The organism is Chryseobacterium sp. CH21, from assembly GCF_004119445.1.
Classification (GTDB): domain Bacteria; phylum Bacteroidota; class Bacteroidia; order Flavobacteriales; family Weeksellaceae; genus Chryseobacterium.
The window spans coordinates 57,710-84,677 of record NZ_QICI01000048.1 but is presented as its reverse complement, the minus strand read 5'-3'; the positions used below and the strand labels follow the sequence as shown (position 1 = coordinate 84,677).

Annotated in this window: 29 protein-coding genes, 1 tRNA gene and 2 pseudogenes; 14 read left to right on the top strand and 18 right to left on the bottom strand. The window is 36.4% G+C overall.

Annotated features, from left to right (window positions below):
- Window positions 1-64: 64 nt before the first annotated feature.
- Window positions 65-2,602 (bottom strand): ATP-dependent Clp protease ATP-binding subunit, encoded by a 2,538-nt coding sequence (locus BOQ62_RS09660; protein ID WP_129039008.1) that lies wholly within the window; start codon window positions 2,600-2,602, stop codon window positions 65-67.
- A gap of 151 nt (window positions 2,603-2,753) precedes the next feature.
- Here BOQ62_RS09660 and BOQ62_RS09655 point away from each other — a divergent pair, with 151 nt between their 5' ends.
- The 4 genes and pseudogenes from BOQ62_RS09655 to BOQ62_RS09640 all read left to right on the top strand — a co-directional run bounded on the left by BOQ62_RS09655 (window position 2,754) and on the right by BOQ62_RS09640 (window position 5,513).
- Window positions 2,754-2,978 carry a uroporphyrinogen decarboxylase gene (locus tag BOQ62_RS09655; RefSeq protein WP_129039006.1) on the top strand — a complete coding sequence of 75 codons (225 nt, stop codon included), beginning with the start codon at window positions 2,754-2,756 and terminating at the stop codon, window positions 2,976-2,978.
- Window positions 2,978-4,071, top strand: a pseudogene (locus BOQ62_RS09650) (glycosyltransferase). The gene BOQ62_RS09655 and the pseudogene BOQ62_RS09650 overlap by 1 nt, the downstream one beginning before the upstream one ends.
- Before the next feature lie 48 nt (window positions 4,072-4,119).
- Window positions 4,120-4,539 carry a SufE family protein gene (locus BOQ62_RS09645; protein ID WP_089693246.1) on the top strand — a complete coding sequence of 140 codons (420 nt, stop codon included), beginning with the start codon at window positions 4,120-4,122 and terminating at the stop codon, window positions 4,537-4,539.
- Window positions 4,540-4,541: 2 nt separating this feature from the next.
- Window positions 4,542-5,513, top strand: a complete 972-nt coding sequence (locus tag BOQ62_RS09640; RefSeq protein ID WP_228413897.1) for a glycosyltransferase family 9 protein — start codon at window positions 4,542-4,544, stop codon at window positions 5,511-5,513.
- Here BOQ62_RS09640 and BOQ62_RS09635 read toward each other — a convergent pair.
- The 4 genes from BOQ62_RS09635 to BOQ62_RS09620 form a co-directional block, all read right to left on the bottom strand.
- The gene (locus BOQ62_RS09635) at window positions 5,510-6,325 is read right to left on the bottom strand and encodes a hypothetical protein (protein WP_129039003.1); all 816 of its coding nucleotides are present in this window, start codon (window positions 6,323-6,325) and stop codon (window positions 5,510-5,512) included. The two genes, BOQ62_RS09640 and BOQ62_RS09635, sit on opposite strands and share 4 nt — an antisense overlap.
- A 32-nt stretch (window positions 6,326-6,357) precedes the next feature.
- Complete coding sequence (locus BOQ62_RS09630; protein ID WP_129039001.1) at window positions 6,358-6,624, bottom strand: hypothetical protein; 267 nt, start codon at window positions 6,622-6,624, stop codon at window positions 6,358-6,360.
- Between the two features lie 119 nt (window positions 6,625-6,743).
- Window positions 6,744-6,818, bottom strand: a tRNA-Val gene (locus tag BOQ62_RS09625).
- A gap of 42 nt (window positions 6,819-6,860) precedes the next feature.
- The gene (locus BOQ62_RS09620) at window positions 6,861-8,105 is read right to left on the bottom strand and encodes a bifunctional folylpolyglutamate synthase/dihydrofolate synthase (protein WP_129038999.1); all 1,245 of its coding nucleotides are present in this window, start codon (window positions 8,103-8,105) and stop codon (window positions 6,861-6,863) included.
- 184 nt (window positions 8,106-8,289) lie between these two features.
- On the opposite strand from BOQ62_RS09620, the gene BOQ62_RS09615 reads away from it, so the two are divergent.
- From BOQ62_RS09615 to BOQ62_RS09595, 5 genes are read left to right on the top strand one after another with little or no spacing between them, the layout of a single operon-like run.
- A complete protein-coding gene (locus BOQ62_RS09615; RefSeq protein ID WP_129038998.1) occupies window positions 8,290-9,612 on the top strand; it encodes a TolC family protein in 1,323 nt (440 codons plus the stop codon).
- 1 nt (window position 9,613) lies between these two features.
- Window positions 9,614-10,204, top strand: a complete 591-nt coding sequence (locus tag BOQ62_RS09610) for a SprT-like domain-containing protein (protein WP_129038996.1) — start codon at window positions 9,614-9,616, stop codon at window positions 10,202-10,204.
- Window positions 10,205-10,206: 2 nt separating this feature from the next.
- A complete protein-coding gene (locus tag BOQ62_RS09605) occupies window positions 10,207-11,289 on the top strand; it encodes a mannose-1-phosphate guanylyltransferase (protein WP_228413895.1) in 1,083 nt (360 codons plus the stop codon).
- Between the two features lie 33 nt (window positions 11,290-11,322).
- Complete coding sequence (locus BOQ62_RS09600; RefSeq protein WP_129038994.1) at window positions 11,323-11,985, top strand: hypothetical protein; 663 nt, start codon at window positions 11,323-11,325, stop codon at window positions 11,983-11,985.
- Complete coding sequence (locus BOQ62_RS09595) at window positions 11,954-12,487, top strand: GNAT family N-acetyltransferase (protein WP_129038992.1); 534 nt, start codon at window positions 11,954-11,956, stop codon at window positions 12,485-12,487. Before BOQ62_RS09600 ends, BOQ62_RS09595 begins: the two co-directional genes overlap by 32 nt.
- A gap of 91 nt (window positions 12,488-12,578) precedes the next feature.
- On the opposite strand, the gene bcp is transcribed toward BOQ62_RS09595, so the two are convergent.
- Entirely contained in the window at window positions 12,579-13,028 is a 450-nt protein-coding gene (gene bcp / locus BOQ62_RS09590; RefSeq protein WP_129038990.1) for a thioredoxin-dependent thiol peroxidase, read from the bottom strand.
- 33 nt (window positions 13,029-13,061) lie between these two features.
- On the opposite strand from bcp, the gene BOQ62_RS09585 reads away from it, so the two are divergent.
- A complete protein-coding gene (locus tag BOQ62_RS09585; RefSeq protein ID WP_047375946.1) occupies window positions 13,062-13,682 on the top strand; it encodes an endonuclease III domain-containing protein in 621 nt (206 codons plus the stop codon).
- 190 nt (window positions 13,683-13,872) lie between these two features.
- On the opposite strand, the gene BOQ62_RS09580 is transcribed toward BOQ62_RS09585, so the two are convergent.
- From BOQ62_RS09580 to BOQ62_RS09570, 3 genes are read right to left on the bottom strand one after another with little or no spacing between them, the layout of a single operon-like run.
- The gene (locus tag BOQ62_RS09580; RefSeq protein ID WP_185146795.1) at window positions 13,873-14,319 is read right to left on the bottom strand and encodes a DinB family protein; all 447 of its coding nucleotides are present in this window, start codon (window positions 14,317-14,319) and stop codon (window positions 13,873-13,875) included.
- A 1-nt stretch (window position 14,320) separates the two neighbouring features.
- A complete protein-coding gene (locus BOQ62_RS09575; protein ID WP_129038988.1) occupies window positions 14,321-14,884 on the bottom strand; it encodes a hypothetical protein in 564 nt (187 codons plus the stop codon).
- 6 nt (window positions 14,885-14,890) lie between these two features.
- Window positions 14,891-16,687, bottom strand: a complete 1,797-nt coding sequence (locus tag BOQ62_RS09570; RefSeq protein WP_129038986.1) for a DUF885 domain-containing protein — start codon at window positions 16,685-16,687, stop codon at window positions 14,891-14,893.
- Between the two features lie 169 nt (window positions 16,688-16,856).
- Between BOQ62_RS09570 and BOQ62_RS09565 the strand changes: the two genes are divergently transcribed.
- The 4 genes from BOQ62_RS09565 to BOQ62_RS09550 all read left to right on the top strand — a co-directional run bounded on the left by BOQ62_RS09565 (window position 16,857) and on the right by BOQ62_RS09550 (window position 19,514).
- A complete protein-coding gene (locus BOQ62_RS09565; protein ID WP_129038984.1) occupies window positions 16,857-17,318 on the top strand; it encodes a hypothetical protein in 462 nt (153 codons plus the stop codon).
- A gap of 174 nt (window positions 17,319-17,492) precedes the next feature.
- Window positions 17,493-18,197 carry a MotA/TolQ/ExbB proton channel family protein gene (locus BOQ62_RS09560; protein WP_121486677.1) on the top strand — a complete coding sequence of 235 codons (705 nt, stop codon included), beginning with the start codon at window positions 17,493-17,495 and terminating at the stop codon, window positions 18,195-18,197.
- A gap of 12 nt (window positions 18,198-18,209) precedes the next feature.
- Complete coding sequence (locus BOQ62_RS09555; RefSeq protein ID WP_002982137.1) at window positions 18,210-18,608, top strand: ExbD/TolR family protein; 399 nt, start codon at window positions 18,210-18,212, stop codon at window positions 18,606-18,608.
- 21 nt (window positions 18,609-18,629) lie between these two features.
- Window positions 18,630-19,514 carry a ferric siderophore ABC transporter substrate-binding protein gene (locus BOQ62_RS09550; protein ID WP_129038982.1) on the top strand — a complete coding sequence of 295 codons (885 nt, stop codon included), beginning with the start codon at window positions 18,630-18,632 and terminating at the stop codon, window positions 19,512-19,514.
- A gap of 15 nt (window positions 19,515-19,529) precedes the next feature.
- On the opposite strand, the gene BOQ62_RS09545 is transcribed toward BOQ62_RS09550, so the two are convergent.
- From BOQ62_RS09545 to BOQ62_RS09505, 9 genes and pseudogenes are all read right to left on the bottom strand, one after another.
- Window positions 19,530-19,922 (bottom strand): hypothetical protein, encoded by a 393-nt coding sequence (locus BOQ62_RS09545; RefSeq protein ID WP_105700338.1) that lies wholly within the window; start codon window positions 19,920-19,922, stop codon window positions 19,530-19,532.
- A 39-nt stretch (window positions 19,923-19,961) separates the two neighbouring features.
- Window positions 19,962-20,318: a four helix bundle protein gene (locus BOQ62_RS09540; protein ID WP_129038980.1), complete on the bottom strand. Its 357-nt coding sequence runs from the start codon at window positions 20,316-20,318 to the stop codon at window positions 19,962-19,964.
- Between the two features lie 54 nt (window positions 20,319-20,372).
- A pseudogene (locus BOQ62_RS09535) lies at window positions 20,373-21,775 on the bottom strand (nucleoside recognition domain-containing protein).
- A gap of 372 nt (window positions 21,776-22,147) precedes the next feature.
- On the bottom strand, window positions 22,148-22,588 hold the full coding sequence (locus BOQ62_RS09530) for a DUF6973 domain-containing protein (RefSeq protein WP_228413889.1): 441 nt from the start codon (window positions 22,586-22,588) through the stop codon (window positions 22,148-22,150).
- Between the two features lie 54 nt (window positions 22,589-22,642).
- The gene (gene accD, locus BOQ62_RS09525; RefSeq protein WP_002982142.1) at window positions 22,643-23,497 is read right to left on the bottom strand and encodes an acetyl-CoA carboxylase, carboxyltransferase subunit beta; all 855 of its coding nucleotides are present in this window, start codon (window positions 23,495-23,497) and stop codon (window positions 22,643-22,645) included.
- A gap of 89 nt (window positions 23,498-23,586) precedes the next feature.
- Window positions 23,587-24,657, bottom strand: a complete 1,071-nt coding sequence (fbaA, locus tag BOQ62_RS09520; RefSeq protein WP_105700342.1) for a class II fructose-bisphosphate aldolase — start codon at window positions 24,655-24,657, stop codon at window positions 23,587-23,589.
- A 69-nt stretch (window positions 24,658-24,726) separates the two neighbouring features.
- Window positions 24,727-25,593 (bottom strand): NAD kinase, encoded by an 867-nt coding sequence (locus BOQ62_RS09515; RefSeq protein WP_129038979.1) that lies wholly within the window; start codon window positions 25,591-25,593, stop codon window positions 24,727-24,729.
- A gap of 1 nt (window position 25,594) precedes the next feature.
- Entirely contained in the window at window positions 25,595-26,248 is a 654-nt protein-coding gene (locus tag BOQ62_RS09510; protein WP_129038977.1) for a CBS domain-containing protein, read from the bottom strand.
- 186 nt (window positions 26,249-26,434) lie between these two features.
- Window positions 26,435-26,965: an RNA methyltransferase gene (locus tag BOQ62_RS09505; protein ID WP_129038975.1), complete on the bottom strand. Its 531-nt coding sequence runs from the start codon at window positions 26,963-26,965 to the stop codon at window positions 26,435-26,437.
- Window positions 26,966-26,968 lie beyond the last annotated feature (3 nt).

Sequence of the window (26,968 nt, the reverse complement as noted above, 5' to 3'; positions counted from 1 at the left end):
ACGTACTAAAAAACATCCCGGAAATTTCGGGGTGTTTCTATTTAAAATTAAACTATTTATTTAATTAAGATTGAGAAGACTTCTCAGCGGCAGATTTCTTTGCTTTCTGCGTTTTTCCTATCAGTCCGTCTTTAGCCTCATTAAGGTCAAGAACTACAGTTTCTCCTTCATTCAATTGCTTGTTTACCAGCATTTCTGCCAATAAATCTTCAATATATTTCTGGATTGCACGTTTCAATGGTCTTGCTCCGAAATCTTTATCCCATCCTTTATCAGAAATAAAGTCTTTAGCTTCTTCAGTAAGATCTACTTTATATCCTAATTTTTCAAGTCTGCCATAAAGCTTGTTCAGTTCAATATCAATGATTTTCTTGATATCATCCTGTACAAGAGAGTTGAAGATTACAATATCATCAATTCTGTTTAAGAATTCTGGAGCAAATGCCTTTTTAAGAGCACTTTCAATAGTACTTCTTGCTCTTGAATCTGAAGTGGTTTTCTTTGCAGAAGTCCCAAATCCTACACCATCTCCAAAGTCTTTAAGATCTCTTGTTCCGATGTTTGAAGTAAGAATAATGATGGTATTTCTAAAATCAATTTTTCTTCCTAAGCTGTCTGTAACGTGTCCTTCATCCAAAATCTGTAATAGAATGTTGAATACATCAGGGTGAGCTTTTTCAATCTCATCCAAAAGAACTACTGCATAAGGTTTTCTTCTTACAGCTTCCGTCAGCTGACCACCTTCTTCATACCCTACGTATCCCGGAGGCGCACCAACCAATCTTGAAACAGCGAATTTCTCCATGTATTCACTCATGTCAATTCTGATCAGAGATTCATCGGATTCGAAAAGCTCTCTAGCCATTACTTTCGCCAATTCGGTTTTACCAACCCCGGTTGTTCCAAGGAAAATAAAGGTGCCGATTGGGCGGTTAGGATCTTTAAGACCTGCTCTGTTTCTTTGAATGGCCTTAACCACTTTCTTCACAGCATCTTCCTGACCTATTACTTTTCCGTTAAGCTTTTCATCCATTTGAGCCAGTTTATCAAGCTCGTTCTTACCAACTTTCGTTACAGGAACACCACTCATCATAGAAACCACCTCTGCTACATTTTCTTCTGTTACGGTTTCTTTTTTCTCTTTTACATCCTTATCCCATTTTTCCTGAGCAGCATTCAGTTCCATCTGAAGACGTTCTTCTTCATCTTTCAGTTTTCTTGCTTCAAGATAATCCTGAGCTTTTACAGCTTTCTGCTTCAGTTCTTTGATATCTTCGATTTTCTTTTCAAAATCAATGATTTCTGTAGGAACTTTCATGTTTTTGATATAAACACGGGATCCTGCTTCGTCCATCGCATCAATAGCTTTGTCCGGTAGGAAACGGTCTGTAATATATCTTGATGTCAAATTGACACAAGCCAGAATAGCTTCCGGAGTATAGATCACATTATGGTGTTCTTCATACTTATCTTTGATCTGATTCAGAATCTGAACAGTTTCATCAATAGAAGTAGGTTCCACCATTACTTTCTGGAATCTTCTTTCTAAAGCGCCGTCTTTTTCAATATACTGACGGTATTCATCCAGAGTAGTTGCTCCGATGCACTGAATTTCACCTCTTGCCAAAGCTGGTTTGAACATATTGGAAGCATCTAAACTTCCTGTAGAACTTCCTGCTCCTACAATCGTATGAAGCTCATCAATGAATAAGATGACATCTCTGTTTTTCTCCAGCTCTGTCATAATCGCCTTCATTCTTTCCTCAAACTGGCCACGGTATTTAGTTCCGGCAACTAAGCTTGCCAAATCTAAAGTGATCACACGTTTTCCGTAAAGAACTCTCGACACTTTTTTCTGTTGAATTCTTAGTGCCAACCCTTCAGCAATGGCAGATTTACCAACTCCAGGCTCCCCGATAAGAAGCGGGTTGTTTTTCTTTCTACGGGATAAGATCTGAGAAACTCTCTCAATTTCTTTTTCACGCCCGATTACTGGGTCCAGCTTTCCATCTCTAGCCAAAGAAGTAAGGTCTCTACCAAAGTTATCCAATGTTGGCGTTTTACTTTTCGCAGAACCTAGATTTCCTGTAGGCTTTCTCATTTGCTCAAATTCTTCTCTCTCATCATCATCATCGTAAGCACTCATCTGTGGTGACTGCCCTGAATTTTTAAGCATAGTCTGGTATTCTCTTGAAACTCCTTCGTAGTCGATGTCATAAGCTCCCAGAATATTTGAAGTAGGATCTTCATATTTATAAAGAATACCTAAAAGCAGGTGAACGGTATTAATTTCATTGCTTTTATATTGACGGCATTCTAACTCTGCACGTTTAATGGCATGATCTGCCATCTTGGTGAAAGAAATATTGGTAACCTCTTCAGAAATAGGATTAAGACTTGCTGTATTTAAAGTTTCAATTTTTCTTCTGATTTGTGTTAAATCCGCATTAAGGTTTTGAAGGATTTCTTTTGCAGAGTTTTCCGTTTTTATAATACCTAAAAGTAGATGTTCTGTATTAAGAAATTCACTTTTGAGCCTTTTAGCTTCGCTTTTGCTTTGTTTGAACACCTGGCTCAAACCTTGTGAAAACTTATAATCCATAATATATCTCATTAGAACAAAGGCAACATTACCTTTTATTCATTATCTAAATTACAAATATTTTACCAAAAATCAATTAATGACTTTATGGCAGAAAAAATTTTATTATCTTATTGAAAATGATTAAGTTTGTTGTCCTTAAATTTTCCCCATGAATACGGAAATTACTACTTACATCGGCTATTCTGCGTCGCTTTTTATTGTATTGAGTTTCATACTGAAAGATGTAAGAAAAATCAGAGTGGTCAACATGATTGGCTGTATTTGTTTTGTCATTTATGGTATCTTTAATGGAATGCTTTGGCCGGTTATCATTCCAAACGGGCTCATTTGTTTCATTCAGATCTATTATTTAATACTAGACAAGAAAGATTAATGAAGAAAAAAATAATAGTATCTGCCTTTAGCAATCTGTATACTGATCAGCGAATTGAAAAGGTATGCAAAACGCTTTTTGATAACGGCTATCCTATAGAACTGATTGGAAACGATTGGGATGGAAATGAGAAAATGGATCGTCCTTATCCTTTTTCCAGAATAGGATTGAAGTCAAAAAGTCTAAAAACCGCTTATTTTGAATTCAACTGGAAATTATACAAAGAACTGAAGAAAAAAGCGGACAAAGATACTATTCTTCATGCCAATGACATTGATGCACTTCTGCCAAATTATCTCATTGCCAAAAAACTGAATATCCCATTAGTCTTTGACAGCCATGAAATTTTCACGGAAATGCCATCCGTACAAAACAGGTTTTCGCAGAAATTCTGGAGAGTGCTCGAAAGAAAGCTGGTTCCTCATGTGAAATTCATGATGACAGAAAGTGAAAGCTATGCCGAATGGTTCCATGAAAAATACAATGTGAATCCAATCGTTGTCCGAAATATTCCTAGAAAAATACTTTCTGCTCCTGAAATTCCGGAGAATCATCCTAAAATTATTTTATATCAGGGAGCAATCAATCAGTCCAGAGGAATTGAAAAATGATAGTTGCTATGCATCATATTAAAGATGCTGTTCTGAAAATAGCGGGTGAGGGGCCAAAGAAAAAAGCATACGAAGAGCTTGTTATTCAGGAAAAGCTACAGGATAAAGTTTTTTTTCTGGGTAAACTAAAGCCGGAAAATCTTAGAGAAATTACCAAAACAGCTGATGTAGGGTTTAGTCTTGAAGAAAATAACGGAGTGAGCTATTATTATTCTCTTCCTAATAAAGTTTGTGACTATATTCAGAGCAGAGTTCCGTTGGTTATGATTAATTTCCCGGAAATGCAGCGCATAAGAGATCAGTTCAATGTAGGAGAAATTATCACCGATCATAACCCTGAAACGATTGAGAAAGCAATTAATCTTGTTCTTGAGAAAGGAAGATTGCATTATCAGAGTGAATTGAATAAGGCTGCTGAGGTGTTTTGCTGGGAGAAGGAGGAAACAAAAATCCTACAGCTTTTTGAAAAAGCCTCTCATTAATAAATTTTACAAAAATGGTTATCTTTGCACAAAGAAATTTGATTTAAAATGACCATTAAAGAAAAACAGCAGGAAATAATCGAGGAATTCGCTTTTCTTGAAGACTGGGAGCAAAAGTATGAGTACATCATTGATCTTGGAAAAGAACTGAAAGGCTTACCGGAAGAAAGAAAAACTGAAGAAAATCTGATTAAAGGCTGTCAGAGCAAAGTTTGGATTGATGCTGAATTTAAAGATGGAAAGCTTTTCTTTAATGCGGATTCTGACGGTATTTTGCCCAAAGGTATTGTTTCTCTTTTAGTAAGTATTTATAGTGGGCATTCCACTCAGGAAATTCTGGATTCTGATTTCGATTTTATTGCAGAAATAGGATTACAGGAATTTCTTTCTCCGTCCAGAGCCAACGGATTGATGGCAATGACGAAGCAGATCAAGTTTTATGCAGTTGCTTATCAACTGAAATCATAACCGTGACCAGAATTTTAGCATATCGTTTTTCCGCATTCGGAGATGTTGCGATGACAGTACCTGTTTTCAGAGAATTTCTGGAGCAGAACCCTGGTGTGGAAATTATTATGGTTTCCAGGAAGAATTTTGAAGCTCTGTTTGCCGGAATTCCTAATGTAACCTTTAAAGGAATTGATCTGGATGATTATAAAGGTCTGTTTGGATTAAGTAAACTGAGCAATGAACTAATTAAGGAATTTAAACCTGATTGTGTTGCCAATCTTCACGATGTAATCCGTACCAAAATTTTAGACAGGATATACAGAAGGAAAGGGCTTAAGGTTTTTAAAATAGATAAAGGGAAAGAGGAAAAAGAAAACCTCACAGACGTTTGGAACCTGGAAAAAGTACAGCTGAAAAAAACGGTAGAACGTTATGCTGATGTTTTTCGAAAAATGGGATTCAAAGTTGAGCTTTCACATACCTTAAGGCCATTTTCTGAGGATAAATCCGGGATAGGTTTTGCTCCTTTTGCCCAACATAAAGGAAAAATGCTTCCTTTGGAAAAATCGTACGAACTGGTAAGGATTCTAGCTAAGAAACACACAATATATTTCTTTGGCGGAGGTAAAAAAGAAAAAGAAACGCTTGAAAAATGGGAACGTGAGATTCCTAATACGAAAAACCTTGCCGGAACATTAAATCTTACAGAAGAGCTTAATCATATTGCTAAACTGGAACTGATGATTTCCATGGATTCTGCCAATATGCATCTTGCAAGTCTTGTAGGAACGAGATGTATTTCTATTTGGGGGGCTACTCATCCTTATGCAGGATTTTTAGGATTTGGTCAGAGTGAAAAAGATGTTGTTCAGGTAAAGGATCTTAGCTGCAGGCCATGTTCTGTTTTTGGAGATAAAGAATGTTATCGTGGGGACTGGGCTTGCCTTGACGAATTTAATATTCAGGGCGTTGTAGACAGGGTTAATTCTTAAAAAATAGCCTTTATCAATTCTTCCGCTTTAGTTTTATCCGAATGGGTATTTTCTAATATTTTTTTTCTGTTTTCAGCATCATGATAATCTTTTTCAGCTGAGGTAATAATATGCTGGCGAATTTCACTCATATCAGCTCCATACAGGCATAAATCTGTCAAAACAGGATCATCTGTAATATTTCCGTTAATAATAACAAAACGGCTGTTGTAAAGCGTGTTAAATAACTTTACTTTAGTTCCCGAATTCTGGTAGGAGATCAAAATATTGCCGTGGGCATTTTCCAGAAGGTGATGAAGTTTTTCCGTAGTTTGGATAGGAGTGAGGCTGATGTTCTCAACTTCTGAAATTTTCCTTTTAATATCCTCGCTGGCACGGTCGGAAGCCACCACTAATTTATATTGTGGAAGAGTTTTGAACAGCTCAATAGTTTCATTCAATGCTTTTTTGTTATCCGCAGTAGTAAGATCTCCATGAAAAAGAAAATAATTTCCTTTTTTATCCAATTGTTTCACCGCCTGGTTACCATGAAAGATGTGAATCAGCTTTGCATTTCCAGAATAGGTTTCTACTTCTTTATACTCCTTTTCAGACAGGCAGAAAACGGCTTCGAATTTCTTCAACAGTTTTTTCTGATATCCGGTATACTTTAAAGATTCAATTTTGTAAATAATCTTTTTGAATATATTCTTTTCGGACAAAGAAAGTCCTTTATAATACTCTGTTTCGTTATTGTGGTAACGGAGATAGAGTTTATGATCATTATCTCTCAGAAACCGTATAATAGCGGTTGTCTGTAAGCCTTCGAACAAAATAGGAGCTTTTATCTTCTCAAGATTCTTAATTAGTACTTCAGAATCTCTGATGGCAGCAGCGAAAGGTGTTCCTGAAAAATAGAGCAGTGGATTCTTTTTCTTTTTATAAAAAATACATTTTCCGTAATTTCTTCAATTTCCGGATCAATCTTATCAGGGGTCTGATCTATAAAACAGTGAAGGTGGATTTTTATTCCCAGAGCAGATAAAGCCTTAATCTTATAATACACATCAATAATACCACCATAAGTAGGAGGGTAGGGATCATTGAATGATATGATATGGAGTTGCTTCACGTACGGCAGATTCGAATGTAGGCAAAGGTAAATAAATATCAGGAAAAGTAGAGGAGAAGCGTTATAAATTGCTTAGGAATAAAATAAAAAAATCTCCCAGAAATCTGAGAGATTTTTTGTGGGTCCTGAGGGATTCGAACCCCCGACCCTCTGGGTGTAAACCAGATGCTCTGAACCAACTGAGCTAAGAACCCTCTAGACTTGTTCTCTTGTTTAGAGTGGTGCAAATATACGACTTATTCCTTAATCTCCAAATTTTTTTCTAAAAAATCTCCCACTACAAAGTTGCTTCCGCCGATAAAAATCATTTCTTCGTTTGTACATCGTTCTTTTGCAGCGAGATACGCTTCTTGTACAGAATTAAAAATTTTATAAAAAATTTTCGCCTCCTGAAGCAGATTTTCATAATCTTCCGGGTGTCTTCCCCTGTTAACGGATGGTTTTGCAAAATAAAACTCAGAATTTTCAGGAAGTAAATTCATTACGTCATCTATTTTTTTGTCATTCACAAATCCCAAAATAACATGCTTGTGGCGGTTAATTGAATTTAATTGTGAGAAAACATGCTCCAATCCCGCCTGATTATGTCCCGTATCACAAATGGTAAGCGGATTTTTTGAAAACTCAAACCAACGGCCGATAAATCCGGTATTCTGATGAACTTGAAGCAGCCCGTTTTCAATAGCTTGATCGGAAATATGTACTTCCAGTTTTTTTAACTCTTCAATGGCGGCCAATACTACCCTGATATTTTTCTTCTGATAATTTCCTTTCAGATCAGATTCCAGGCTTGTATCGATAAGAGTAGCATCTATAAACGGAGCATTTTCTTTAATTGCTTTCTCTATGATGATATTTTTAACCGATTCATCCTCGTCTCCGGAAATAATTGGGGTATTGTGCTTAATAATTCCTGCTTTCTCGGTTGCTATTTCTTCAATGGTGTCTCCCAGAATATTCTGATGATCCAGCTGAACATTTGTAATCGCAGAAATCAAAGGTTTAATAATATTGGTTGAATCTAACCTTCCACCCAACCCTACTTCAATAATCGCAAAATCCACTTGTTGCTGATAAAAATATTCAAAAGCCATGATCGTAGTAAACTCAAAGAAAGAAGGGCGGATGTCTTCCGGAATCGTTTTTAGCTTTTGAATAAAATCAAAGACAAACTCTTTGTTACAGTTTTTTCCGTCTACTTTGATACGTTCTGTGAAGTCTATAAGATGCGGAGAATTGTATAATCCTGTTTTATAACCAGCTTCCTGAAGTACGGATGCCAGCATATTGCTTGAAGATCCCTTTCCGTTCGTCCCTCCAATGTGGATGCATTTGATCTTATCCTGAGGATTTCCAAAGAAAGCACAAAGCTTTGTGATATTGTCTAATCCCGGTTTATAAGCCTTCTGACCATCTATCTGGTAGTTCGGCATCTGTACGAAAAGCCAGTCGATAGCTTCCTGATATTGTTCGTTTGTCATGATACAAAATTCTCAAAAGTTTTTTTAAAATAAAATATAATTTTTCAATCTGTAACTTTTTTATATTTAATTCGTCTAATATTGAAAAATCTTAATATAGAATTGCTCTCATTTGTAAGTATAAATGCTTGATGAAGATGATGCGATTCCATATGACCATTAAAAACAAATAAACATATACAATATGAAAAAAGTTTGGATCATCGTTTTTGGATTAGGTTATCTGGGTTTAAATGCTCAGAAGAAATGGTCCTTAAAAGAATGTGTAAGCTATGCAGTGGAGCATAATCTTCAGGTTATCCAAAATCAGTATAACAAACAAAACCAGGAATACAATCTTAAAGCAGCCAAAAAAGAATATTTGCCTTCCGTATCCGGGAGTGTTACGAGTGGGGTGAGTTTCGGACAAGGGTCATTAGGAGCAGGAAGTTATAGAAACGACAGATTCAATAACAGTGTGGGTCTGGGTGCCGATATGTTGGTCTATAATAATGGGAGGTTAGAGAAAAGTGTAAGAAAAGCTCAGTTTGATGTGGAAGCAAGCCAATATGACATTGAAACCATTAAAAATGATATTTCTCTTCAAATTGCTCAGCAATATCTGACTACTTTGTTGAATAAAGAGATTGTTAAAATTTCTCAAAGTGCAGTAGGAAATGCACAAAAACAGTACGACAGAGCTAAAATCACAACTCAGGTGGGAACAACTGCCCAGACGGTTCTGGCAGAGGCTGAAGCGGCTCTGGCGAGAGAAAAGCAAAACCTTAAAACAGCAGAAGTAAATGTTGGACGTGCTTTGTTTGCCATCGTACAGCTTTTGCAACTATCAGATTATAAGGATTTTGATGTAGAAGATGTAAATGTACCTGAAAAGCTTGACTTACAGCTTGCCACCGCAGATGAGGTGCTTACAACTGCGTATGAGATACAGCCCCAGATAAAAGCTGCAGAAAGCCGTATAAGATCTGCCGAAGCACAAACTGAAATAAGCAAAACAGCATTCTGGCCTACATTAACAGCCAGTGCTGGCCTTAACACGTTCTATAACAAACAATTTAATGTTCTGCCAGGGGTTGTGCAGGGAAGCTTTTTTGAACAATATAAAGATCAGTTCGGACAAAATGTAGGGCTATCACTTAATGTACCTATTTTCAATAAAGGAAAAACTAAGTTACAGGTAGAACAATCCAAATTAAACGAAAGCCTTGCAAAAAATGCATTAGAACAACAGAAGCAGACAGTAAGACAAAATGTACAGAAAGCTCAGTTTGATGCAGATGCCAATTATGAAAATTATCTGGCTGCTGTAGAAGCAGAAAAAAGCTCTAAACTGGCTCTTGATTTTGCGGATAAAAGCTATGCTGCGGGAAGAACAACGATCTATGACGTCAATGTAGCAAGAAATAATTATGCAAATGCACAGGGATCAGTAGCGCAGGCAAAATATAATTATCTTTTTAGTCTTAAACTATTGAATTTCTATGCAGGAATTCCATTAAGTTTGTAAAATGCCAATTCAATCTTTAGAAAAATATTTACCCCAAAATACGCTTAAATATTTAAGAATCTGGTTTTCAGATTACTATATACATATAAAAGTTACAAGAAACAGGAACTCAAAACTGGGAGATTATAGAAAGCTTCCGGACAATTCTCATGAAATAACGGTAAACTCTACGCTTACCCCACAGCTTTTTTTCTTTGTACTGACCCACGAGCTTGCCCATCTGATTGCGTTTGAAAAATATGGACGAAGAATTTCTCCTCATGGTAATGAATGGAAAGAAACGTTCAGAAATATGCTCATTGAAAGTCTTGAAATTTATGATGAGGAGCTAAAGCCTATCATTATAAAGTTTTCAAAATCCCCTAAAGCCAATTTCATGGCCAGCCCTGATTTGGTAAGATATTTTCATACTGAAAAACAAGATGATACTCTTCACTTTATTGAAGAACTTCAGAAAGGTGAGTTTTTTATGTACCGCAACGAAAAGTATTTATTAGAAGGATTAGTTAAAAAAAACTATCTTTGTAAGAACCTGGCTACTGGAAGGAAGTATTCTTTTAAGCCTCTAGCAAGGGTAGAAAAATGTAGCTAAGAATGTTAAAATCAGATAGATACTGTGTTATAATGGCGGGAGGGATCGGAAGCCGGTTCTGGCCGATGAGCACACAGAAATTTCCAAAACAATTTCAGGATATTTTAGGGACCGGGCGTACCATGATTCAGCAGACCTATGACAGAATCAGTAAGGTAATTCCTAAGGAGCAGATATTTGTGATTACGAATAAAGAGTATGTCGCTCTTTCCCATCAGCAGCTTCCGGAGATTCCTGAAGAAAATATTGTAGGTGAACCGCTTATGAAAAATACAGCGGCTTGCAACCTGTATATGGCCAACAAGATTGCTGAGATCAATCCGGATGCAACAATGATTGTCCTTCCGGCAGATCATTTGATCCTGAAAGAAGATGTATTTCTGGAAAAAGTGGATCTGGCATTTGAATTAGCTTCAAAGCATGAGTATCTGGTAACATTGGGAATTACCCCAACAAGACCTGACACAGGCTATGGATACATTCAGTTTGTAGAAAAAAAAGGTTCTGAGTATTTTAAAGTAAAAACATTCACAGAAAAACCTATTCTGGAGATTGCCCAAAACTTCCTGGAAAGCGGCGATTTCCTATGGAATGCAGGGATATTTATTTGGAATGTAAAAAGTATTCACCATGCTTTTGATCTTTATCTTCCAGAGATGATGCAGCACTTTATGGCTTGTGAATACAATTCTGAAAAAGAAAATAGCTGTATTGAAACCATTTATCCGAAAGTTCAGAAAATTTCTATTGATAATGGGATTTTAGAGAAAGCAAAAAATGTATATGTGATTCCATCAGACTTAGGATGGAGTGATCTAGGAACATGGACATCTGTTTATGAAAATACCGAAAAGGATAAGGACGGAAATGCAGTAAAATTAAAGCATCTGCTTTCTTATAATTCAAAAGGAAATATTATCCGCTTAAGAAATAATAACAAGGCTGTCATCATTGACGGGCTTGAAAATTACATTGTTGTAGACACAGATAAAGCGCTTCTTATCTGCCCGAGAGATAACGATCAGCTTATTAAAGACTATGTTCTTGACTTAAAAAACTTTAAGAAAGGAGAGAAGTTTATGTAATATTTGGTACATTTTCTGCTGATTTTTAAAATTATGATTAAAACTGCAACCCGATTTACAATTTTTACATTTTTACTTTTGGGAATCTTAGGATATTCTCAGGAGAAGAAAAAATTTTCAAACATTCCAAATATTTTACAGCAGATCGAGCCAGGCAATAAGGTAGGCTCATGGATATTGGTGTACAACAGCTACGGAAAAGGACAGGAAATAAAGATTTCGGGGAAGGTAGATTATACACCTCAGTTCTCAGGATTCAATCTTTTTCCTAATGAAGACAGCTTTTACTACATCGCTTATTCGGAAGGAGGGAAAGTAAACTACATTACTGATGTTGAAGGTCTTAAGAAATTTGTGGATAGAATTGATAATGCTCAGGAAGCTGCTGTAGTACTGGCAGCTGATGGCTATATGATAGATGAGGAGTTTAAGGATCTTGCAGGGAACTATCATGAAGATAAATCGAATTATTATCTTGACCTTGGAAAGCTGACTTCAAAGGAGTGTCCTTACCAAAAAACACATTATACAGTGACTGTAAATAAATCGACAGGAGCTGTAAGCAATGTAAAGGATAATGGGACCTATATTGAACTTTACAATAAAAAATGTGCTAATAACCCGAGACTTTTAAAAATCGAAAAAAAAGAAGAACCAAAGAAAGATGAGCTCAAAAAAACACCCAAGCGCAGATAATACCTATGAGACTGAGCGATTAATACTTCGTCCAATGTCCCGTGAAGACAAAGATTTTGTCTTTGAGCTTTATAACCGGCCAAAATTTATTCAACATATTGGTAATCGCAATGTTAACAGTATTGAAGATGCCGAAAATTATATCCTAAACAGATTCGCTCCACAGATTGAAAGACTGGGATTTGGAAACTATCTTTTAGTGACTAAAGAAAGCAATGAAAAAATAGGAGCAGTCGGGATTTTTGAAAGAGAAGGTCTTGATATTGTTGATATTGGTTATTCTCTATTGGAAGAGTTTGAGGGAAAAGGGTATGCTTTTGAAGCTGCTCAGAAAGTTAAATCTATTGGTATGGATGAGTTCGGGTTAACAAAAATATCTGCGATTATTTCAAAAGATAACATTTCTTCCCAAAAGCTTATCGAAAAACTAGGATTGAGGTTTAAAAAACATGTCACACTTCCTGGCGAAACTGAAGAATTAAACTATTACGAAACAGAGTAAATAACAATAAAAAACACTTTCACAAATACCATATAGATTTTAAATCGTGTTATTTGTGAAAGCATTTGTGATATTTGTGTTTCAAAAAGAATTAATCTTCCAAAATCTGCTCCGCAGCAGTCTTTGAAGTTACCTTTTCAATAACTCTTGTACAGACACCTGCTTCATCAAAAATAAAAGTGGTTCTTACAATTCCCATATACGTTTTCCCAAACGTCTTTTTCTCCTGCCATACCCCGAATTTTTCGATAACATCACGGTTTTCGTCTGCAATAAGATCATAAGGGAAAGCAAATTTACTATGGAAATTTTTCTGTTTTTTCACAGAATCGCCACTTACTCCTAATAATTGAAATCCCGCTTTCTTAAGCTTAGCATAATTATCACTCAGGTTGCAGGCTTCCACCGTACAGGTTGGTGTACTGGCTTGCGGATAAAAGAAAACCACCAGTTTTTTTCCAATTAATTTTGATGAGGTTACTGTTTCTCCGTCTTGATTGAATCCTTCAAATTCAGGTAATTTATCTCCAACTTTCAGCATAATGATTTAATTTTGTTCAAATTTAAGGCATACATGACAAAAAAACAAAGAGCTGAGCTCGTTCAGATAGAACTGGATAAATTATATCCCACCACACCTATTCCTTTAGATCACACCGATCCCTATACATTAATGGTTGCTGTAGCTCTTTCTGCGCAGACCACAGATAAAAAGGTAAACCAGGTTACCCCCGATCTTTTTGCAGTAGCAGGAACACCGCAGAGAATGGCGAAGCTGGAAGAATTTGAAATCAAAGAACTGATTAAAGAAATAGGACTGTCTAATACAAAAGCCAAAAACCTGAAAAGAATGGCCGAACTTCTGTTGGAAAGACACAATGGTATTGTTCCTCAGACTTATGAAGAATTGGAAGCTCTTCCGGGCGTAGGACACAAGACTGCTTCAGTAGTGATGAGCCAGGGATTTGGATTTCCTGCTTTTCCGGTAGATACCCACATTCACCGTCTGATGACACAGTGGAAGCTTACCTCCGGAAAAAATGTAGTGGAAACTGAGCGTGATGCAAAGAGTTTATTCCCGGAAGAAGTATGGAATAAGCTTCACCTTCAGATCATTTTCTATGGAAGAGAATATTCTCCGGCGAGAGGAAAGGGAGAGAAGGATTTTATTACGAAAATGATGTTTGAGAAATAATTCAGTAGTTTTAGCGCTATGATCGCCAAGATTTTATAAAAATTATGTTGAAATAGCTCGCAAAGGCACTTCGTTTAGCAAAGGCAATATTTTCTTAGCTGAGTGAAACGCCCTTGCTAATTAATAGAAAACGCAACAATTACTTTGTGATCGTTGCGTTTATTTTATAACCATGTCAAGTAAAAAGAATTTAATTATCCAATAATCTCCTGTGATAATTAATCTGTCCTAAATGATAATCCAGGTGGGCCACCAGATGGATCAGGAAGTAATCGGTGGTCATTTTGCTCTCAAAAACAACCAGCGGATATTCTTTTTTAAGATCATCTTCAGACAATTGTGGCAGAACGGAATCTATCATAGCTATGGTAGCCTCAATTTTTTCAATAAGCTCAGTTTTTGGAACGTCTTTTAATGAAAATTCCAGCTCACGATTTCTAACATAATCTGTATTTCCTAGCTGTGCTCCTATAAAATGATTAATGTTCCCAACTAAATGCAGACAAAGGTTGCCCGCAGAATTGGCAATACTTTTATCAATTATCCAAAGATTTTCTTCATTCTGATAGGCTTCTATCTCTGTTTTTAATTTATTTAAATCTCTACTGAAGAGAGATCTTATGCTTTCTGTGATCATATCAATTTTGTTGTATTGTCGTTTTAAAATACCCTCTGAAGTGTTTATAAACCAAACTGTCAACCCTGCATTTATAGTCTATGAAACCATAAATACTATCATTTTTGTTGAATTTATTGGTGTTTAGAATTAGTTTTTGTTCTGAGACATTTGATTTTATGAATTTTTTTTCACCTTTTAATGTTTTAGGATCAATATCTTTTATATAAAATTGGTTGTTGAACACTTTTACCAAAACTCCATTCCCAAAATATCCATTATTATTGTTCAGTAGAATATTTAAAGTATCATTTTGATATTGTGCTGTACACTTATAATCGTCAAAGATGAATGATCCTTTAAGCAAGCCATCGTAATAAAATGCTTTCTGAACAATGTAAGCTGTCCTTGTCTTGCTTTCAACAACTTCACTTTTATACAGCTTCAGCTCCGGATATTTTGAAAGACGCTGAATTGTATCATAATTGGGTAAGTCTTTATCAACTATGAATTTTTCAAAACTTTGCTCCTTATGACAGCTTAAAACAGTCAATAAAATACCCATAAAAAATAAAAATAGTCTCATAAGAAACTATTTTTGTTTTTGGGACCAAAGCTCCATTTTTCTATTGAGAACATCTAAAGGAAGACATCCCTGGCTCAATACTTCATCATGAAAGCTTGCCAGATTGAATTTACTTCCCAATTCCTTCTGATATTTCTCTCTCAGTTCACGGATTCTTAAAGAGCCTATTTTGTAGCCTAAAGCCTGGCCTGGCATTGCCATATATCTTTCTACCTCTGCTGTGGCAGATCCTTCGTCATAAGAAATATTGCTTAGGAAATATTTGATGGCTTCTTCGCGTGACATTTTTCCTGTATGAATTCCTGTATCTATTACCAATCTTACAGCTCTTAACATTTGATCGCTTAGATACCCCATTTTCTGATAAGGATCGGTATATAAACCGAATTCAGGACCTAATGTTTCACAATAATGGGCCCATCCTTCTCCATACGCTCCGAACCATCCGAATCTCATGAATTTAGGAAGCTTAGTATTCTCCTGTTGTAAAGAAACCTGATAATGATGGCCTGGAATTGCTTCGTGAAGAAAAAGAGACTCCATTCCTGAAGTAACATTGAATTTGGTAGGATCAGGAAGCGGAACATAAAATATACCCGCTCTTTTACCATCCGGAGTTCCCGGAATATATTCTGCGCTGGCACTTGCTTCTCTGAATTTCTCCGTCTGTCTGATCTCAAACTTTGTTTTCGGAGTTACGTTGAACATGGTCTTCAGTTTCGGAGTGATTTTCGTTAAAATACCGTTGAATGCATTCAAAACCTCTTTAGAAGTCTTATAAGGCATCGCTTTCGGATCCGTTTTTACAAAAGTGATAAACTCTTCCAATGTTCCGGAGAAACCTACCTGCTGTTTTACTTTTTCCATTTCTGCACGAAGCATAGCCACCTGCTGTAGCCCGATTTTATTGATCTCTTCAGGAGATTTCTTCGTAGTAGTCCAGCTTTTTACATAATAGCTGTAAATTTCATTTCCGTTAGGAAGACTGTTGTATCCGTCTGTATCTCTTGCTTTTGGAAGATAATCTTTTTCCAAAAAGAGTCCCATTTTTGTATAGGCCGGAATAATCTTTTTTATAATGGCATCCTTATAAAGTGTAGAAAATTTGTCTTTCTGATCCTGATTGAAGCTTTTCGGGAAGTTTTTGATTGGACCGTAGAAAATATTTTTTTCCATGTCAGAAGTTGTGATTTCTTCTGCTTTCATCTGAGGAATCATTTTGATCACCAGTTTTTTAGGAAGCACCACTTTATTGTTGATTCCTTCCCGGAAGTTATCTGCTGCGGCATTCATCCATTCCGGGAACTTTTCCATTCTTTTCAGCCAGTCGCTGTAGTCCTTTTCTGTTTTGAAAGGCTGGCTGCCCTGTCCGCTTCCATACAGCGGAAAAGTAAGCGGAAGACCACCGAATTGGGTAAAAGGAATATATTCCGGATGATAGGCATGAGCCTCAATTTTGTCTTTTAAAGTATAATCCAGTACATCATACACCACTTTATCTTCATCAGAAAGAGTTTTGTAATCTACATGATCCAATTGCTTCTGTACAGAATTGTAAAAAGCTATTTCTCCTGAAATAAAATCTTTATCAATATTAATAGGAAGCTGGTCGTTATACCTTGTATCTCCTTGAGATGTAGCGTCTAAAGGGTATAGCTTAAGGTACTGCTCATAATAATTGGAAGCAATAGAATCCAGGTTGCTGGGCGTTACCTTTGTAAGAGGAGAGTCCGTTTTTTTGCATGAAGCAAGACCGATCATCAATCCTAATCCCAGAATACTCTTCGATAAAATATTTTTCATTTTCAGAATCTTTATGAAAACAAAAGTAAGTATTATTGGGATATTCAGTATTATTGTATAAGCCGATTTTAAAAAATTATTTTCAAAATCCTTTCAACTTTGAATCAATTTTTTATCTTTGTCTAAAACGTTTAACAATCATATTATTACAGTTCTTTTTTAAGAAAAAATGAAAGGGATTTTAAAAATTTACCATCCGGAGGAGACGCTAAAATACAATATCAGAAATACTTATTGTAAGGCAGTTTACAGCAACCAGCAACATTTTTTAGAGGTTGAAGTGATTACGGATGACAGTTTGGATCACGTAGAAGATGATTCACTACAGTACAACTTTCCACAGCTTTCACTTGAAGTGTTCGATTTCCCTATCGAGTCTACGGAAATTGAAGGAAAAATAATCAAAATCAATGATTCTGATGAAGAAACTTATACAGAGGTAGATCTTTTCGATGATGAAGAGGCCTATATCTATGACAATGAGCTTCTTTTTGAAAGAAATGAAGAAGGGGAACTTCAGGTCATCTGGAAAGGGACCATTGATGATTTCTATACCGGATCAGATACCCCGATCCCCTTTAGATTAAAATGCGAATTTAAGCAAGATGATATTGAGGTAGGGGAAGACTAACAGAAGCTTCTGCCTTTTTAACTGTAAATTTCTTTTCAAGATTATTTTTTGGAAAGAAATTTGCTATTTATAAAATTGTAACAAATTTTAAGTTGTTTTTAAGCAATTTTTAAGAGTTCAATTCACAATATTCTACTACATTTGTCGTTGAAAATTTAATAAAATTCACATTTAATGCTGTTAACGGAACTTTCTCAGATTTTATTTGCACAAATCGCTACACCCGCAGTTGCTACAGACAATTTAGAATTTTCCTTCTGGAAGATTATGTTCCACGGAGGGGCTTTCGCTAAAATAGTGATGGTCACCGTATTGCTGTTGGGAGTGTTTTCTCTATATCTGTTTTTTGAAAGATTTTTCTTTATCAAAAGACTGACTTCAAAAACGGATTCCAATTTTATGAATAATATAGAAGACTTTATTAAAGCTGGAAAAATAGAGGCGGCGGCAGATTACTGCAAGACACAGAACTCTCCGGAAGGAAGAATTTTAGAAAAAGGAATTTCAAGATTAGGACGCCCTGTATCTGATATTGTAAGTGCTATGGAATCACAGGCTCAGGTAGAGGTGGCTAATATGGAGAAAAACCTGAACCTTTTGGCTGTAGTACCGAGTATTGCACCGATGTTGGGACTTTTAGGAACGGTAATCGGGATGATTATTGCGTTCTTCAATTTATCCCACGCCACCGGATCTTTCTCTCCGAAAACACTTTCGGAAGGTATTTATACCGCTTTGGGACAAACCGCGGTAGGTTTGGCAGTAGCAATTCCTGCTAACTTCTGTTACAACATCCTTTTGACAAGGATTGATAAATTTGTACTGAAGGCACAGAATATGTCAGGAGAATTTTTAGATCTTATCAACAAACCTTTATAAATCTTTCTTACGATGAAAATTCAAAGAAGAAATAAAGCAAACCCGGAATTCAGTTTAGCAGCCATGACAGACGTTATCCTGTTGATGCTGATTTTCTTTATGATCACCTCTTCAGCCGCTAATCAAAGTGCTATTGATGTGAATCTGCCGAAAGCCGGAGCTGTTGACGACAATATCCCCAATCCTTTGACGGTAAGTATCAAGCCGGACGGATCATTCTTTGTAGATGATAATCCAGCAAATAAAGGAGAACTGGAAAAAATTATTGTAGATAAATTAGCCGGTCAGACCAATAAATCATTCACGATCAGAGCAGATGAAAATACATTGCATAAAGATGTTGTTTTTGTCATGGAAATTGCTGAAAAACATAAATTTAACATTGCAATTGCAACGGTTAAAGATAAATAACGGAAAGAATTACTTTTTAAGATGAAAAGCTATACAGCAAGCAGAAACGAAGAAAACAAAGATAGAGTAAAAAGCGCCCTGCTTTCTATTCTTATCTGGGCTGCTATTCTGCTTTTTGTTTTTTTGTATAAATTAAAACCTGAGCTGGATAAAGATCCTGAAGTGGTTACCACAATGTTAGTCAACTTTGGGGACAACAGAAATGGTAAAGGAATTGAAGAACCTGCTGAGCAGCCGGGAAGTCTTGCCGCTGCAACAGAAGAAGTGACCCCAGAGCCTGCAGAAACACCTGTTCCGGAAACAAAAACAGTTATAAAACCAGAACCAACTCCTGAGCCAAAGAAAACAGATGTTAAGGAGAAAGTGATTACAGGAAATAATTCAAAAGCTACTGTTCCTAAAAAAGAGGAATCCAAAAAAGCTGAGAAAAAAGAAGCCACCAGTACAAGTGCTTCAAAAAATACGAAGAAATCCGGAGCTACAACTGCCAACTCAAAAACAGGAAACGGAGACGGAAAAGGGAATGCAGCTATTGGAAATCTGATCAAAGGAAGAGGAACAAAAGCCGGAAGCCAGGGAACGGGTGATGGTATTGGAAATGTCGGTGATCCTTTAGGTGGCGATGGAAACGGAGACAGTAAAGTAGGGATCGACAGAAAGTTGGTAGGCTATATTCCCGGAACAATGGGGCGAGGAGGAGCACAACCTTCTCACAGCTGTACAGCAAGTGGATCAATTACCATTGCTTATACGGTAGATAAAGCAGGAAATGTGGTGTCTGCAAGAAGATCAGGAGGTGTTTCAGACCCTTGCGTATCCTCTACATCGGTAGCCTGGGTAAAGAAATACGTAAAGGCAGAGAAAGCCAGTACATCTTCTACCGGAACCTATAAAATTACATTCTAACAATACAAAAGCACTTTATTCAAGTGCTTTTTTTAATTCATTTATTCTGTTGATGATGGGAAGTGCAAAAATACCACTGGTCTGAAGATATAGCTCGTAGAATGTCTTTGCCTTATCCTGAAAATCTTTGTTTTGATCATGTCTGCTGTTGAAGTAGAAAAGATTCCCCAGCATTTCATAATAATCTTTGTGATCTCTTTCCTGCCTTTCATTGACTATAGCAATCATTTCTTCCTTCGTTTTAGAAGAAACTTCTGTAAAACTCATCTTGAAAATGTCTCTCATTAGGGTATCAAAATCCAGTTCTTTCTGCATTAAGCTTTCTTCAGGTTTGTCCAGAATAAGTTTTTCCAATGCCTGGGTTAATTGACGAATGAGTCTTAGGGTAAATTCTTTATCTGTAATCATAATGAGGTAATTTTGTAGCTAGTTGCTAGTTGCTAGTTGCTAGTTTAATTGAACGTATTTTATAAAGTTGTTGATTTTTCCTCCTAAGAGTTTGTATTGTTCTGATTTTTCTTTGAAGTTTAAGTTTAATTCAGGATAAAGCCTGTTGATTTTTGACAAGCGGCATACTGTTTCGTCACAACTTGCTTGAGAATAAGTGAGAAACCTTATGAAATCACCTTTGTAATTGTTTCTTCCGTAGCCTTCTGCGATATTTGTAACAACAGAATCAGCGGATCGTCTCAACTGACTGCCCAATTCATATAATTCATGGTTTGGGAGTTGAAGTGATAATTTATGAGTTTCAATAAACAACTCAAAAGCAATATTATAAATATCAAGTTTTTCGTAGCTCATTAAGACATTTTTAACGGTAAAAAACTAGCAACTACCCAACCTGCAACTTTTTTATTAAGCAAAAAATAAATAAGCCAACGCAATAGCAGTAATAACACCGACTAAATCAGCCAGAAGCATGGCAATTACCGTATATCTTGTATTCTTAACGGCAACGGCGCCAAAATAAACGGCGATCACGTAAAATGTCGTATCTGAGCTTCCCTGAAGTACAGCTGCCAATTTCCCCTGGAAACTATCTGCTCCGAAGGTTGACATTGTGTCCACCATCATTCCTCTGGCTCCGGAGCCGGATAAAGGCTTGATTAAAGCGGTTGGAAGCCCGTCTACAAATCTTGGGTCCATATTGGCAACGTTGGCTACCCATTTCATCCCGTCAATGATCACATCAAAAACACCGGAAGTCCTTAATAATGAGATGGCAATCAACATCCCAACCAGATAAGGAATAATCTTAACACAGGTAGTGAATCCTTCTTTTGCTCCTTCAATGAAGGCATCAAAAACATTGATTTTTTTATAAACGGCTCCCAATACAATCGCAAGGAAAATAAATAGAATTAAACCATTGCTCAATACCTTACTGAAGTCATCCAGTTCATCTTTACTTAATTGAACCAGATACAATACCAATAAAGCAATAATTGCTGAAATTCCTCCAACATAAGCGATCACTACAGGACGAAGAAGATTGATTTTCTGATATAAAGAAACAATAATCATCGCCGCTAAAGTTGCCGCAAAAGTAGCGATCATACATGGAAGGAAAATATCAGTAGGTGTTTTGGAGCCCATAGATGCTCTGATCGCAATAATGGAAACCGGAATCAAAGTCATTCCTCCGGCATGAAGGCACAGAAACATGATCTGTGAATTACTGGCCGTATCTTTATTGGGATTTAAGGATTGAAGGCTTTCCATAGCTTTTAAACCAAAAGGAGTAGCAGCATTGTCCAATCCCAGAAGATTGGCGCTGAAATTCATCAGCATATGCCCGAATGCGGGATGGTTTTTAGGAATATCAGGAAACAATTTGGAGAAAAACGGCTGGATCAGACGGCTTAGAAGATTGATTCCTCCTGCTTTTTCAGCAATACTCATGAATCCCATAAACAGAGTCATGATCCCGATAAGACCAAGACAGATCTTCACCGCAGTTTCAGAGGTTCCGATAACTCCATCGGCTTCCTGCACACGGTAAACATTTACATTCTGTTTTAATGAATCTGTTTTATAATGAATTCTGCTGTCCGCAAAATCATTTTTTTCATCAGGCTGTCTCTTACAAAAGGAGAGAGGCTGTTGATAGGCTGAGATGCAATCTTCACTGTATCACCTCCTTTTCCCACCACCATATCATTGAAAATGGTTTTGTAGTTACCTGACGAAACGTATTTTATACTGGCAATGGCAATGGCAATGATAATGAAAGCCGACCAAATTCTGCTGAGAACCATCTGATTGATTTAATTGTTTAAACTTATCAAAAATACTTTAAACCACAAAAATAACTAAAGTCTTTTGTTATTCTTTTGCGAAATAGAATTAATGATAGTTTCAGACCTTAAAGCCATTTTAACGCAATGCACACAAAGGTTTTTAATGATGAATTTTGATTTTTTTCGTTCGCAAAGGCGTTAGCACTCAGCAAATAGAATTTCAATTAGAGAACATAGCTGAATGAAATGCCCCTGCGAACGAAAATATGCATCAAGTTTTTAAATTTTCCTTGCGATCTTTAGCGTTTAAAATAAAAATAATTTACTCTTCTAGGTAAACAAGATGTCCTTCAAAATCATCATCCAGATTTTTCAGAACTTTAGCATCATTCATTTTTTGATTAATGCCTCTACAAAGAAGCTCTTTTCAAAAAACTGTCGGTGAATTCCCGGAAGAATTTCCATGAAATAATCCATTCCGATTTTGTTGTTATGAAGATCCATTTTGGTTTCCAGAGGTTCATTAGGGAAGAGTTCTTCATGCATATCTGTTATTCTTTTGCAGAAATCAAGTGCCTTTTTGGGAGAGGAGATTTTGCAGCAGTACATCATAATGAAGCAGCACCACAGAGCGTGTCTGAAAGCATTCCCAATTCCGTTATTAGAAGCTGTTTCTGGGAATTTTTTCTGTGCTATGGTAAATGCTTTTACTGTTGCATGAAAACTTAGTAAAGCGAAAAGAGGATGGGGAAGGACAAGTGATAAAAGACGTATAATCTTTTTAAAACTCATACTTCTGATGGTATTGAAAAATATCTTAAAAGTCCTCATAAATAAAAATCTCTCCCCAATTAGAGAGAGATTGTATTGTGTTTGTTACAGAAACTATGCTTTTACAGCTAATAAATTAACTGTTTTGGCCACAGTATCCTGAATTTCAGTTCTTTTTACGATGAAATCTACAAATCCTTTTTCTTGTAAGAATTCAGATGTCTGGAATCCTTCCGGTAAGTCTCTACCGATTGTTTCACGGATTACTCTTGGTCCTGCGAAACCGATCAATGCTCCCGGTTCTGCCATAATGATATCAGCCGTCATTGCGAAAGAAGCTGTAATTCCTCCGAATGTAGGGTCACAAAGATAAGCGATGTATAAAAGTCCTGCTTCAGAAAGCTGAGCTAATTTAGCCTGAACTTTTGCCAATTGCATTAAAGAGTAAGTTGCTTCCTGCATTCTTGCTCCTCCGGACTGACAGATAATCATATACGGAAGTTTGTGTGCGATACAGTAATCTACAGCTCTTCTGATCTTTTCTCCCATTACAGAACCTAAAGATCCACCAATGAAAGCAAAATCCATACAAGAAACTACCATTTCAGTTCCTTTTACAGTTCCTACAGCATTTCTGATAGAATCTGTAAGCTTTGTTTTAGCTTTTACTTCTTTTAAACGGTCTTTGTAAGGCTTTGTATCTTTGAAGTTTAAGATATCAATACTTTCAACATTGGCATCCAGTTCTGTAAATTTACCACCGTCAAAAAGGATGTCAAAAAATTCTGCACTTCCTATTCTTACATGAAATCCGTCTTCAGGAGAAACATAGTTATTTCTCTTTAGTTCATCATGTTCCACTACTTTTCCGGATGGAGTCTGATGCCAAAGTCCTTTGGGAACGTCCTTTTTTTCATCAGTAGAAGTGGTTATGTTTTTTGCTTTTCTTTTAAACCAGTCGAATGCCATTTTTGTTTGTATTAATGTATAAATGTAAAATGTACCAATGTAAATGCATTTCTATGAATACTTTTTACATTGATACAAATGTACAGTTCTTATTTTAAAGTATCTACGTTATTTAAATCTTCAAATGCTTTCACCAATCTTGTAGAGAATGTTTCTTCACCTTTTCTTACCCATACTCTTGGGTCGTAGAATTTCTTGTTAGGTTTTTCTTCTCCTTCAGGGTTCCCGATTTGAGCTCTTAAATAGTCGATATTGTTTACCATATAATCTCTCACTCCTTCTGTGTATGCAAACTGAAGGTCAGTGTCGATATTCATTTTGATTACTCCGTAGTCGATAGCTTCTCTGATCTCTTCTAAAGTAGATCCTGAACCTCCGTGGAATACAAAGTTGATAGGTTTAGCAGCTGTTCCGAATTTCTCCTGAACATATTTCTGAGAATTGTCAAGGATTTTTGGAGTAAGAACTACGTTTCCTGGTTTGTAAACTCCGTGTACGTTACCGAAAGCAGCAGCGATTGTGAAGTTATCAGAAATCGCTTTTAATTTTTCATAAGTATAAGCGATATCTTCAGGCTGAGTATATAATTTAGAGTTATCAACGTCTGAGTTGTCTACACCGTCTTCTTCACCACCTGTTACTCCGATTTCTACTTCAAGAGTCATCTGAAGCTTAGCCATTCTTTCGAAATACTGAGCTGAAATCTCAAGGTTTTCTTCTAAAGATTCTTCAGAAAGGTCCAGCATGTGAGAAGAGTAAAGAGATTTTCCTGTCTGCTTGAAGAAATCTTCATTAGCATCCATTAATCCGTCAATCCAAGGAAGTAATTTCTTGGCACAGTGGTCTGTGTGTAAAATTACAGTAGCTCCATAAGCTTCAGCAAGAGTATGAATATGTTTTGCACCAGCAATAGATCCTAAGATAGCAGCTCTTTGTCCGTCATTGTTTAATCCTTTTCCTGCGTTGAAAGCAGCTCCACCATTAGAAAACTGGATAATTACAGGAGCGTTCAATTTCGCTGCAGTTTCCATCACAGCATTGATGTTGCTTGATCCAATTACGTTTACTGCAGGTAATGCAAATTTGTTTTCTTTAGCATACTGAAAGATATCAGTAACTAACTGACCTGTGGCAACTCCTGCCGGAAAAATTCTGCTCATGTTTTACTTTTATTATAAATTTATTAGGTGTTTTAATTTCGTGTAAAGGTAATCATTTTTAAGAAATTACTAATTTCTTTTATCTCTGCCCCAAAGTAGCTTCTGACGGATGGTTTCGTAGAAACTTAAGCTGTTGGGTTGTACCAAAAGGAGCTGGAATTTTGCCTTTTTGATAATGATTTCCTTATCCGTTTCTATATGTATCAGTCGGGAGTCTAAGGAAAGAGAGTATTGAGGAACACGGCTTTCCACCCTGAATTTTATTTCTACCTTGTCGTTTACTACTAAAGGTCTCACGTTTAGATTGTGAGGAGCGATCGGAGTGATAACAAAGTTCTCGTTGTTCGGAGAAATGATCGGTCCACCACAGCTCAAAGAGTAAGCGGTAGATCCGGTAGGGGTTGAAATGATCACACCGTCACCCCAGAAAACATTCAAAAACTCATCATTGATATAAGAATCCACAGTAATCATGGATGTTGTTTCTTTTCTGGAAACCGTAACGTCATTCAAAGCATAAGGAAAAGCTCCTTCAAGTTTTGGAGAAACCACTTCAATGACTGAACGGCGGCTTGTTTTTACATCTCCCTTTAAGATGGAATCCAATTCTTTAAAGGCTTCTTCTTTCGTGAAAAAAGCTAAAAACCCAAGTCTTCCGGTATTCACTCCAACCACCGGAATTTCAAGATCCTCAATGAAGGTTAAAGAGTTTACAATGGTTCCGTCTCCACCAAAAGTAAAGAACAGATCCACTTCTTTATCCAGAAGATCCTGCTTAGAATTGAACGTTTCGAATATTTTTGAAAACTGAAGTGCTTCAGCCATTTCATCAAACAGAACAGATTTTACACCTCTGGTTTCAAGTTCAGAGATAAACTTGCTTAAATATAAAAAAGTATCAAGATCTTTTTTCTGAGAATATATGGCTGCCTTCATGTTATATTTCTATGAATTTTTGTAAAAAACCAAATCGGTCTTTAAACAGATCGGATTTTTCATCAGAATAGTATTTTTCAACAATTCTGTAATCGTACCGATCAAATGTAGAGTCTATCGAGGCCAGGTTTTCATTGCTGATCTTTATCGTGATCTGTACCACTTCATCAGACATAAAGCTTATAAACCCTCCGTAAAACTTCGAGTTGTTGCTTTCTATGATGTTGGCAATTTCCGTCATTGAATATTTTCTGGCAGAAGTTTCTATCGTAAGAATGGCTCCTGTTTCTGAAAACAGCGGATAACGGGAAAAGTCCTGAAAGATATCTTCACATGTGATATATCCCAAGTATTTCTCACTTTTATTAATCACCGGAATCACATTGGAACTGAACGTATAAAACAAGCGAATGCTGTCCATAATATTATTGTCCTCCAGAATGGCAAACCGCTCAATCTGGTGCTCCAGGTCCTTCAGTGTTCCGCCATCTTCCTCATACAGAAAATCCATAGCAAGGGCTCCGTAAAAATGATGGGATTTTTTGATGAAAACATGGGAATATCCAAAATCTTCTAATGTATTTCTGGCCGACTCGATGGAGTCAGACAGGCTAAAACACGGAAAGTCTTTTGAGATATAGTCCTTGATAAACATTGTGCTAATTTATAAAAAATTAAACGAAACTTTTTCTGAAAACGCTACTTTTTTAATGTGAATCAAAAAAAGTGCCGTCAAAATTTGTTCATAAAGAAAAATAAAGTACCTTTGTCGCCTTTCATTTTTACTTTTTATTAGATTTATTTCAAACTGCACTGTCTATTAAGGACATATGCAGTTTTTTTATTTTAATGCTTTTGCAAATTCCCACATCACAATTCCGGCGCATACACTTACATTAAGAGAATGCTTGGTTCCAAGCTGTGGAATTTCTAAAAATACATCAATATTAGGAAGAACTTCATCACTGATTCCTTCTACTTCGTTTCCTAAAATTAAGGCATATTTTTTCGATCTGTCAATCGTGAAATCCGTGATAAGCTGGCTTCCGGTAGTCTGCTCAATTCCTATGATTTCATATCCTTTGCTTTTCAAATCGGCAATCGCTGTGTTGGTTTCTGTTTCATGAGACCAGTCTACACTTTCCGTTGCTCCCAATGCTGCTTTATGAATTTCACGGTGGGGGGGCTGCGGGGTAATTCCGCAAAGGATTATTTTTTCAATTAAAAAGGCATCTGCCGTTCTGAAAGCTGCACCTACATTGTGCATACTTCTGATATTATCTAAAATGATGACCAACGGAATTTTTTCAACCTTCTTAAATGTTTCTACATCTATCCTGTTTAGTTCTTCCAGTTTTAGTTTCTGTACCAATTG